The sequence below is a fragment of the Streptomyces anulatus genome, assembly GCF_000721175.1.
Lineage (GTDB): Bacteria > Actinomycetota > Actinomycetes > Streptomycetales > Streptomycetaceae > Streptomyces > Streptomyces anulatus_C.
The window spans coordinates 1-237 of the sequence record NZ_JOEZ01000151.1 but is presented as its reverse complement, the minus strand read 5'-3'; the positions used below and the strand labels follow the sequence as shown (position 1 = coordinate 237).

Sequence of the window (237 nt, the reverse complement as noted above, 5' to 3'; positions counted from 1 at the left end):
CGCCGGCACGGTCGGCGCCATCGGCAACACCGGCTGCGTCCGGTCCAGGGCCTGTATCTGCGACTTCTCGTCCACCGCCAGGACCAGGGCGTTCTCCGGAGGAGACAGGTAAATGCCCACCACATCGCGGACCTTGGACACGAACTGCGGGTCGGTCGACAGCTTCCAGGTCTCCACGATGTGGGGCTTGAGTCCGAAGGCTCGCCAGATCCGGGAAACGGCCGACTGCGACATGCC

General features: G+C 66.2%; 1 pseudogene. It reads right to left on the bottom strand.

Annotated features, from left to right (window positions below):
• A pseudogene (locus IG90_RS0138950) lies at positions 1-237 on the bottom strand (IS630 family transposase); the annotation flags it as partial.